We start from the raw sequence: 2,829 nt of genomic DNA, 5'->3' as shown, positions 1-2,829 counted from the left end.
GCAGTGGCCCGGCGAATTGCTGTGGTTCGATGCCGGCGATGCATCGTCCGATGTTTCGTCCTCCTCCCGCCTGCATGCCGGCGAGACCGTCTCGCAGGCCGAGGTGCGCCCGTTGACCTGGCCGCTGGTGTCGCAGTCGCTCGGGCACGCGTCGGGCAGCGGCGCCCGCCTGATGCCGCCGCTCGCGGTGCTGCGCGTGCCGCTGGCGGCCTTGCCGCCGGCACCGCTGCACTACACCGTGCGGCTCGCGGCGCGGGCGACGGTGTGGAAATACTGCCTGCACGGCGAGTGGCCCGAGCCGCAGCTGCAGGTCGTCGACCTGGCGAGCGGCGTCGAGTTCGACGAACCCGCGCCGGACCGTCTCGACAACGGCGCGCCGCTCGTGGCCATCCGTTCGCGGGCGCCGATCGCGCTCGCGCAGCGCAGCGAGCGTCGATTCCAGTTGCGCAGCCGCCAGCGCGGCGGCGACAAGGTGCTGGTCAAGCGTCTGCCGGTGGCGGCAGCGCAGTTCCTGGCCCGTGAGCAGATCGGCGGCGAAAGCCGCCTGGTCTCCGAGATCCATGTGCATCGCTAGTGTTTACAGGCTCTAACCGCAGAGGAGGCCGCAATGGCTATGAAGACCCCCGGCGTCTATATCGTCGAGAAGAATGCCTTTCCGAACTCGGTGGTCGAGGTGGCCACCGCGGTCCCGGCCTTCATCGGCTACACGCAGCGCGCCGAGAACGCGGGCAAGTCGCTGAACATGAAACCGTGGCGCATCGGTTCGATGGCGGAGTACCACCAGTACTTCGGCTTCGGGCCGGACCCGAAGTTCGGCATCGCCGAGAAGACCGATCCGAACCAGGTCGCCGCCTTCAAGGCCGGCGACAAGGAGTTCCTGCTGACCCAGGCCGACGGCAAGGAAGGCGGCCGCTTCCTGCTGTATTACGGGATGCTGCATTTCTTCCAGAACGGCGGCGGCCCGTGCTACGTGGTGTCGGTCGGCGAGTACGACAAGACGCCGCTGATCGAGCCCGACAAGCTGATGGCCGGCATCGAGCCGCTGGTGAAGGAGCAGGAGCCGACGATGGTCGTGGTGCCCGATGCGGTGCTGCTGTCGGCCAAGGACTGCATCTCGGTGCAGCAGGCGATGCTGCAGCACTGCGGCGGGCGCATGCGCAGCCGGGTCGCGATCCTCGACGTGTGGGGTGGGCACCTCGATCGCAAGAACGCGACCGGCGTCGACCCGATCGAGGGCTTCCGCGGTGCGCTGGGCGTGAACTTCCTCGATTTCGCGACGGCGTACTACCCGTGGGTCAACACGACGGTGGTGCAGGACAAGGACCTGGACTACACCCGCGTCGCCAACCCCGACGTGCTGATCCAGCTGCTGATGGCCGAGCTGGCGCTGCCGGCGCAGCTCGACCCGARGACGCCGGCGCGCACCGCGCAGCAGTGGAAGGCGGTGCAGGACGTGAGCAAGACCGACGACCAGTGGACGACCGAGATCACGACCGACATCAACGCCTCGGACAAGAGTGACGACGAGAAGAAGAAGCTGCTCGACCCGGCCGCGCTGAAGGTGGCGGTGGAGACGCACAAGGCCTTGCTGAACAAGAGCCTGGGCGCGTCGAGCACCTTGTTCAACACCATCATGGCCGAGGCGCGCAACCGGTTGAACCTGATGCCGCCGTCGCCGGCGATGGCGGGCATCTACACGATGGTCGACAACACGCGCGGCGTCTGGAAGGCGCCGGCCAACGTGAGCCTGAACGGGGTGGTGTCGCCGGCGGTGACGATCTCGCACGAGGACCAGGAGGACCTGAACGTCACCACGCAGGGCAAGTCGATCAACGCGATCCGTTCGTTCATCGGCGAGGGCGTGCTGGTGTGGGGCGCGCGCACGCTGGACGGCAACAGCCTGGACTGGCGCTACATCAACGTGCGGCGCACGATGATCATGCTGGAGGAGTCGTGCCGCCTGGCGGCCAAGGCGATGGTGTTCGAGCCGAACGTGTCGAACACCTGGGTGACGATCAAGAGCATGGTCACCAACTTCCTGACCGGCATCTGGAAGCGCGGCGGCCTGGCCGGCGCGGTGCCGGACGACGCGTTCAGCGTGCACGTGGGGCTGGGCGAGACGATGACGCCCGAGGACATCCTCGAGGGGATCCTGCGCGTGACGGTGCTGGTGGCGATCAGCCGCCCGGCCGAGTTCATCGAGATCACCTTCCAGCAGCAGATGCAGAAGTCGTGATCGCGCGTTGGTGGCGATCTTCGACAAGCTTCACGAATCATCATTTGACCCTTCAGGAGGCAGACCATGGCAGACGACGGATCAGCGCAATCGACCACGGTGTGGCCGCTTCCCAAGTTCCGCTTCTCGGTGAAGTGGGATGCGGCGGAAATGCACTTCCAGGAAGTCTCCGGCCTCGACGTGGAGGCGCAGCCGATCGAGTACCGGCACGGTGACAGCCCGGCCTTCTCGGTGATCAAGATGCCCGGCATGAAGAAGTACAGCGACGTGACGATGAAGAAGGGCGTCTTCAAGTCCGACAACAAGCTGTGGGACTGGTTCAACGAGATCAAGATGAACGTCATCAAGCGCAAGCCGGTGACGATCAGCCTGCTCGATGAAGCAGGTGCTGCGACGATGGTGTGGACGCTGACGAACGCCTGGCCGACCAAGATCACCGGCACCGACCTGAAGGCGCAAGGCAACGAGGTGGCGGTGGAGACCATCGTGATCGCACACGAGGGGCTCACGATCGCCAACGCCTGATGGCGGAGGGCATCCCCGCGGCACCGCCGCTGCCGCCACCCGCGCCGCCGCTTCCCCCGGGGCCCTCG

The 2,829-nt window shown here is 66.5% G+C and carries 3 protein-coding genes; all 3 read left to right on the top strand.

Going from position 1 to position 2,829, the window contains the following annotated elements; genetic code table 11:
• A partial coding sequence (locus AC1D1T_RS31505; protein ID WP_477993296.1) for a hypothetical protein occupies positions 1-574 on the top strand: 574 nt, incomplete at its 5' end.
• A 33-nt stretch (positions 575-607) separates the two neighbouring features.
• Positions 608-2,236, top strand: a complete 1,629-nt coding sequence (locus tag AC1D1T_RS31500; RefSeq protein ID WP_477993294.1) for a phage tail sheath family protein — start codon at positions 608-610, stop codon at positions 2,234-2,236.
• 66 nt (positions 2,237-2,302) lie between these two features.
• On the top strand, positions 2,303-2,761 hold the full coding sequence (locus AC1D1T_RS31495; RefSeq protein ID WP_047505134.1) for a phage tail protein: 459 nt from the start codon (positions 2,303-2,305) through the stop codon (positions 2,759-2,761).
• Positions 2,762-2,829 lie beyond the last annotated feature (68 nt).

The sequence above is a fragment of the Rhizobacter sp. P2_H3 genome (genome assembly GCF_056403355.1).
The sequence above is the reverse complement of the archived record's forward strand: the minus strand, read 5'-3'. Positions and strand labels throughout refer to the sequence as shown.